This is a genomic window from Klebsiella sp. JB_Kp031 (assembly GCF_040064295.1).
GTDB classification, from domain to species: Bacteria; Pseudomonadota; Gammaproteobacteria; order Enterobacterales; family Enterobacteriaceae; genus Klebsiella; species Klebsiella quasipneumoniae.
The window spans coordinates 145,508-152,463 of the sequence record NZ_JBEAJW010000022.1 but is presented as its reverse complement, the minus strand read 5'-3'; the positions used below and the strand labels follow the sequence as shown (position 1 = coordinate 152,463).

Below are 6,956 nucleotides of genomic sequence, written 5' to 3'. Positions count from 1 at the left end.
CCGCTATCGCCCGCGCCAAAGCGCGCAAAGCCGAACAGCAGGCTGCCCAGGCGGATATTGCGTCAACCGCAGCCAATGACGACCCACGCAAAGCGGCCGTCGCCGCGGCGATCGCTCGCGTTCAGGCGCGCAAAGCAACACAGCAGGCAGTTAACGAGGAATAAATGGTTTTCAGAATCGCAAGCTCCCCCTATACCCATAACCAGCGGCAGACCTCGCGCATTATGCTGCTGGTGCTGCTCGCCGCCGTGCCTGGTATTGTGATCCAGACGTGGTTTTTCGGCTGGGGCACCGTCCTGCAGATTGTCCTCGCCGCCCTGACGGCCTGGGCAACGGAAGCCGCTATTCTCAAACTGCGCAAACAGCCTGTTGCGGCCACCCTGAGGGATAACTCCGCCCTGCTCACCGGCCTGCTGCTGGCGGTGAGTATTCCGCCGCTGGCCCCCTGGTGGATGGTGGTGCTCGGCACCGCCTTTGCCGTAGTGATCGCCAAGCAGTTGTACGGTGGACTCGGCCATAATCCTTTCAACCCCGCAATGATCGGCTACGTCGTGCTGCTGATTTCGTTCCCGGTGCAGATGACCTCCTGGCTGCCTTCTTACGAGATTGCCGCCCATATCCCGACGTTCAGCGATACGCTGCAGATGATCTTCACCGGTCATACCGCCGTCGGAAACGACATGGCCACCCTGCGGCTGGGTATCGACGGCATCAGTCAGGCCACCCCGCTGGATACCTTCAAAACCTCCCTGCATGCCGGGCATAGCGTCCAGCAGGTACTGCAGTTGCCGGTTTACGGCGGCGTTCTGGCGGGGCTGGGCTGGCAGTGGGTGAATATCGCCTGGCTGGCGGGCGGTCTGTTTCTGCTGTGGCAGAAGGCGATCCGCTGGCATATCCCGGTCAGCTTCCTCGTCAGCCTTGGCCTGTGCGCAACCCTCGGCTGGATCTTCTCGCCGCAGAGTCTGGCCTCGCCGCAGATGCATTTATTCTCCGGGGCCACCATGCTTGGCGCCTTCTTTATTCTGACCGACCCGGTGACGGCCTCGACAACCAACCGCGGACGTCTGATCTTCGGCGCCCTCGCCGGCCTGCTGGTGTGGCTTATTCGCAGCTTCGGCGGTTACCCGGACGGCGTGGCGTTTGCCGTTCTGCTGGCGAATATTACCGTGCCGCTGATCGATTACTACACGCGCCCGCGCGTGTATGGCCACCGTTGAGAGAGCGATGATGTTAAAAACGATGCGAAAACACGGCGTCACGCTGGCGCTTTTTGCCGCCGGCTCCACCGGGCTAACGGCGGCAATCAATGAGCTGACCAAAAGCACCATCGACCAGCAGGCGGCCCTGCAGCAAAAAGCGTTATTCGACCAGGTTTTACCTGCCGACCGCTATAATAACGATCTGCTCAAGAGCTGCTATCTGGTCAGCGCCCCGGCGCTGGGCAAAGGCCAGCATAAAGTGTGGATCGCCAAAAATAACGACCAGCCGATTGGCGCGGTCATGGAAGCCACCGCCCCGGACGGCTATTCCGGAGCGATCCAGCTGCTGGTGGCCGCCGATTTTAGCGGCACGGTCCTCGGCACCCGCGTGACCGAGCATCATGAGACTCCGGGTCTGGGGGATAAAATCGAGCTTCGCCTGTCGGACTGGATCACCCATTTTGCCGGGAAAGTCATCCACGGTCAGGGCGACAGCCATTGGGCGGTCAAAAAAGACGGCGGCGATTTTGACCAGTTCACCGGCGCCACCATCACCCCCCGGGCGGTGGTCAATGCCGTTAAGCGCGCAGGCCTGTATGCACAAACGCTGCCTGCGCAACTTCCTGAATTCAGCGCCTGTGGAGAGTAACCATGAGCGAAGTTAAAGACGTCATCGTCCAGGGTCTGTGGAAAAACAACTCCGCTCTGGTTCAGCTGTTAGGGATGTGTCCCCTGCTGGCAGTCACCTCGACGGCCACCAACGCCCTTGGGCTGGGTCTGGCGACCACCCTGGTGCTGACCCTGACCAACCTGACCATCTCCAGCCTGCGCCGCTGGACCCCGGCGGAGATCCGCATCCCGATCTACGTGATGATCATCGCCTCGGTAGTGAGCGTGGTGCAGATGCTGATCAACGCTTATGCGTTCGGTCTGTATCAGTCTCTGGGGATATTTATCCCGCTTATCGTCACCAACTGCATCGTGGTAGGCCGTGCCGAAGCCTTTGCCGCCAAAAAAGGGCCGGCGCTGTCGGCGCTGGACGGTTTCTCTATCGGTATGGGGGCCACCTGCGCGATGTTCGTGCTGGGCTCCCTGCGCGAAATCCTCGGCAATGGCACGCTGTTTGACGGCGCCGACAGCCTGCTTGGCAGCTGGGCAAAGGTGCTGCGCATCGAGGTTTTCCATACGGACACCCCTTTCCTGCTGGCTATGCTGCCGCCAGGCGCCTTTATTGGCCTCGGCATGATGCTGGCGGTAAAATACCTTATCGATGAACGTAGCAAGCAGCGGAAGGCGCAGGCGGCCCGGGCCGACGCTGTCGCCCCGTCTGACGCGACAGGGAAAGCGTAACATGAACAAAGCCAAACGCCTGGCGATCCTGACCAGGCTGCGGGACAATGATCCCCACCCCACCACCGAGCTGCACTTCAGCTCGCCGTTTGAGCTGCTGATTGCCGTCCTGCTCTCGGCGCAGGCAACCGACGTGAGCGTCAATAAAGCGACAGCCAAACTCTACCCGGTGGCCAACACGCCCGCGGCGATGCTGGCGCTGGGGGTGGAGGGCGTGAAATCCTATATCAAGACCATCGGCCTGTTTAACAGCAAAGCGGAAAACGTCATCAAAACCTGCCGTATCCTGCTGGAGCAGCACAACGGCGAGGTACCAGAGGACAGAGCGGCGCTGGAGGCATTGCCCGGCGTGGGCCGCAAAACCGCCAACGTGGTGCTGAATACCGCCTTTGGCTGGCCGACGATCGCCGTGGACACCCATATCTTCCGTGTTTGCAACAGGACGCAATTCGCCCCCGGGAAAAACGTCGAACAGGTTGAAGAGAAGCTTCTGAAGGTCGTTCCCGCCGAGTTTAAGGTCGACTGCCATCACTGGCTTATTCTGCACGGCCGTTACACCTGTATCGCTCGCAAGCCGCGCTGCGGCTCTTGCCTGATTGAAGACCTTTGCGAATTCAAAGAAAAAGTCTACGCCTGAGCGCCTTTCTCACGACCATAGCCTCACTCTGGGTTATGGTCCGTATTTAGCTATTTAACCCGCCGTTAACACCGCATAAACCGCATTTTGCTGGGCAATTATCCGGTTATATAACAAACAACTAGCTCATTCATTTTTTATCAACGCAAAATTTCTATATATTTGTGATCCAGATCATGCTCGCAACTCAATGTTGAACGAATGTTATGAAAATGGAAATTAAAGTCAGGTAATACAACGGCTGAGCAAAGATTGCCAGTATAATAGCCCATGAATTTTTAGGATAATGGACCATATCACTACCTCACTGCGCGATCAGCAGAATATATCGCCTTTTTAGCGAAAAGCGGGCAATCAAAAAGATAAAAATATCAACGATAACGTAACGGTGAAATTTAACTCTGGATAACATTCATATGTCCGGAGCATTATGCCGCCCTGATTATGTGTAACAGATTATTACAAAAGCCTTGCCTGATGCGCCAGGATAGTGAACATTACCTGCCGTTTTCCCTCCAAGAATAACTATAAAGGCGGCGGTCCAACGAGATTGCGCCCCGAACACCCCCCAGTAAATATGGGATGTAAAAAAAGAGGTATATGTGTCTACTGCAAACAATAAACCAGCAGAAAGCGTGAGTCTGAACGCTTTCAAACAACCACGCGCGTTCTATCTCATTTTCTCGATCGAGTTGTGGGAGCGTTTTGGTTACTACGGCCTGCAAGGGATCATGGCCGTTTACCTGGTAAAACAGCTGGGTATGTCGGAAGCGGATTCCATTACTCTGTTCTCCTCCTTTAGCGCGCTGGTTTATGGCCTGGTCGCCATTGGCGGCTGGCTGGGCGATAAAGTGCTGGGTACCAAACGCGTCATTATGCTGGGCGCTATCGTGTTGGCCATCGGCTATGCGCTGGTCGCCTGGTCTGGCCATGACGCCGCTATCGTCTATATGGGTATGGCGACAATCGCCGTCGGTAACGGCCTGTTTAAAGCCAACCCGTCTTCCCTGCTCTCTACCTGCTATGACAAAAACGACCCGCGTCTGGACGGTGCATTTACCATGTACTACATGTCCATCAACATCGGTTCGTTCTTCTCGATGCTGGCAACTCCGTGGCTGGCCGCGCGTTTCGGCTGGAGCGTCGCCTTCGCCCTGAGCGTGGTGGGGATGGTGATCACTATCATCAACTTCGCCTTCTGCCAGAAATGGGTGAAACAGTACGGTTCGAAACCGGACTTTGCCCCGGTGCATATGGGTAAACTGCTGGCGACCATCGCTGGCGTGGTGGTGCTGGTCGCTATCGCGACCTGGCTGCTGCACAACCAGGGTATCGCACGCATGGCGCTGGGCGTCATCGCGCTGGGTATCGTGGTGATTTTCGCCAAAGAAGCGATGGGCCTGAAAGGTGCCGCGCGTCGGAAAATGATCGTCGCCTTCCTGCTGATGGTAGAAGCGATCGTCTTCTTCGTACTGTACAGCCAAATGCCGACCTCTCTGAACTTCTTCGCTATCCGCAACGTGGAGCACTCGATCCTCGGCATCGCCTTCGAGCCGGAACAGTATCAGGCGCTGAACCCGTTCTGGATCATGATTGGTAGCCCTATTCTGGCCGCCATCTATAACAAGATGGGCGATCGCCTGCCGATGCCGCACAAGTTCGCTATCGGTATGGTGCTGTGCTCCGGCGCGTTCCTCGTCCTGCCTTTAGGGGCGAAGTTCGCCAGCGACGCTGGTATCGTCTCGGTTAACTGGCTGATCCTGAGCTATGCGCTGCAGTCTATCGGTGAGCTGATGATTTCCGGCCTCGGCCTGGCGATGGTCGCTCAGCTGGTTCCTCAGCGTCTGATGGGCTTCATTATGGGCAGCTGGTTCCTCACCACCGCCGGTGCGGCAATCATCGCCGGGAAAATCGCCAACCTGATGGCGGTACCAGAAAACGTCACCGATCCGCTGGTGTCGCTGGAAGTGTACGGCCACGTGTTCCTGCAGATCGGTATCGTCACCGCGGTCATCGCCGCCCTGATGCTGCTGACCGCGCCGAAGCTGAACCGAATGACTCAGGACGACAGCGCGGACGTAAAAGCACGCGAAACCGCGGCAGCCTGACGCCGCAGGGAAAACCAATTATTTTTAAGCCGCTAACGTTAGGTTAGCGGCTTTTTTTTTACCCCTGGCGGGACTAACATACAGAAAACTGCAGCCACGAGGAGTAACGCATGAAACTGTTCTACAAACCCGGCGCCTGTTCCCTCGCCTCACACATCGCCCTGCGCGAAAGCGGCCTGGATTTCACTTTGCAGAGCGTGGATCTGGCAAGGAAACAGCTGGAAAACGGGGAAGATTATCTGCTGATCAACCCGAAAGGTCAGGTGCCGGCGCTGCTGCTGGATGATGACATCCTGCTCACCGAGGGCGTGGCTATTATGCAGTACATCGCCGATCAGGTGCCGGACCGCCATCTGCTGGCGCCCGTGGGCTCCGTTGCCCGTTACCAGACCCTGGAATGGCTGAACTACGTGGCTACCGAACTGCATAAAGGCTTTACGCCGCTGTTCCGCCCGGACACCCCGGAAGACTATAAGCCCGTTGCCCGCGCGTTGCTCGAGAAAAAACTGCAGTACGTGGATGCCTCGCTGGCGGATAAACAGTGGCTGACCGGCCATCGCTTCACCATCGCCGATGGTTATCTGTTCACGGTGCTGCGCTGGGGCTATGCGATTAAACTGGATATGGCCGCCTGCGGTCATATCGGCAGCTGGATGGCGCAGGTGGCGGCGCGTCCGGCAGTGGCTGACGCACTGGCGGCGGAAGGCTTAAAGTAAGACCTGACTCTGCCCGGCGGTCTGCCGGGCAGAGTCAGAAAGTTACAGCCGGGTAGCGCTGAAGCAGTGCTCCGGCACGGCAATACGATCCTGCGCCGCCACCACCTGCAGTTCATACTCCTGCATGTTTTTGGTGGTCAACATGATCTCGTACACCGCGGCGGTGACGTGCTCAAGCGCGTCGCGCAGGCTGGCGCCCTGCAGCAGTTTCACCAACAGCAGACCGCTGGTCACATCGCCAACGCCCACCGGCTGACGCAGGCCAAAATCCACCAGCGGCCGGCTGATATGCCAGGCTTCCTCTGCGGTCACCAGCAACATCTCAAAGCGGTCCATGCTCATGCCGGCGCGGGAAAGATGCTTAACCAGCACCACCTCCGGCCCCTGGGCAATCAGCTCCCGCGCGGCGGCCACCGCCTCGCTCACGCTGGCGACCGGATGACCGCAGAGGATCTCCAGCTCCACCAGATTAGGCGCAATGATATCGCTGGCCGGTAGCGCATAGCGCACGTGGAATTCCGCCACGCCCGGGGCGACGATGCAGCCCTTCTCCGGATGGCCCATCACCGGGTCACAAAAATACTTCGCCGCCGGATTGGCCGCTTTTACCTGACGCACGATGCCCAGGATATGCTCGCCCTGTTCAGCAGATCCGAGATAGCCGCTCAGTACCGCATCGCAGGTCTGCAGCTTGTCGATGTCGGCGATGCCCTGGACGATCTCCGTCAGGTGCGAAGGCGGCATCACACAGCCGGTCCATTTGCCGTACTGCGTATGGTTAGAGAACTGTACGGTATTGAGGGGCCAGACATTGGCACCCAGGCGGCGCATCGGGAACTCGGCGGCACTGTTGCCGGCGTGGCCAAACACCACGTGAGACTGAATGGCGAGGATGTTCTTCATTTTCTTACCACAACCCTAAAAAGAAAAAGGGCGTGGTTTCCCA

General features: G+C 58.0%; 7 protein-coding genes. 6 read left to right on the top strand and 1 reads right to left on the bottom strand.

All coding sequences use genetic code 11. From position 1 onward, the window contains the following. Window positions 1–164 precede the first annotated feature (164 nt). The 6 genes from rsxD (at window position 165) to gstA (ending at window position 6,010) form a co-directional block, all read left to right on the top strand. Window positions 165–1,217 (top strand): electron transport complex subunit RsxD, encoded by a 1,053-nt coding sequence (gene rsxD, locus ABLV64_RS08030; protein ID WP_017900822.1) that lies wholly within the window; start codon window positions 165–167, stop codon window positions 1,215–1,217. Between the two features lie 10 nt (window positions 1,218–1,227). Continuing rightward, window positions 1,228–1,848, top strand: a complete 621-nt coding sequence (gene rsxG / locus ABLV64_RS08025) for an electron transport complex subunit RsxG (RefSeq protein ID WP_004202852.1) — start codon at window positions 1,228–1,230, stop codon at window positions 1,846–1,848. Window positions 1,849–1,850: 2 nt separating this feature from the next. Next, the gene (locus ABLV64_RS08020) at window positions 1,851–2,549 is read left to right on the top strand and encodes an electron transport complex subunit E (protein ID WP_017900824.1); all 699 of its coding nucleotides are present in this window, start codon (window positions 1,851–1,853) and stop codon (window positions 2,547–2,549) included. Window position 2,550: 1 nt separating this feature from the next. Further along, the gene (gene nth / locus ABLV64_RS08015; protein WP_004202854.1) at window positions 2,551–3,186 is read left to right on the top strand and encodes an endonuclease III; all 636 of its coding nucleotides are present in this window, start codon (window positions 2,551–2,553) and stop codon (window positions 3,184–3,186) included. Window positions 3,187–3,788: 602 nt separating this feature from the next. Continuing rightward, window positions 3,789–5,294 carry a dipeptide/tripeptide permease DtpA gene (gene dtpA, locus ABLV64_RS08010; RefSeq protein ID WP_004202855.1) on the top strand — a complete coding sequence of 502 codons (1,506 nt, stop codon included), beginning with the start codon at window positions 3,789–3,791 and terminating at the stop codon, window positions 5,292–5,294. 110 nt (window positions 5,295–5,404) lie between these two features. After that, on the top strand, window positions 5,405–6,010 hold the full coding sequence (gene gstA, locus ABLV64_RS08005) for a glutathione transferase GstA (protein ID WP_004202856.1): 606 nt from the start codon (window positions 5,405–5,407) through the stop codon (window positions 6,008–6,010). A 42-nt stretch (window positions 6,011–6,052) separates the two neighbouring features. Here the strand turns inward: gstA and pdxY are convergent, their stop codons facing one another. After that, window positions 6,053–6,913, bottom strand: coding sequence for a pyridoxal kinase PdxY (pdxY, locus tag ABLV64_RS08000; RefSeq protein ID WP_057215612.1), 861 nt, complete (start codon window positions 6,911–6,913; stop codon window positions 6,053–6,055). Between the last annotated feature and the right edge of the window lie 43 nt (window positions 6,914–6,956).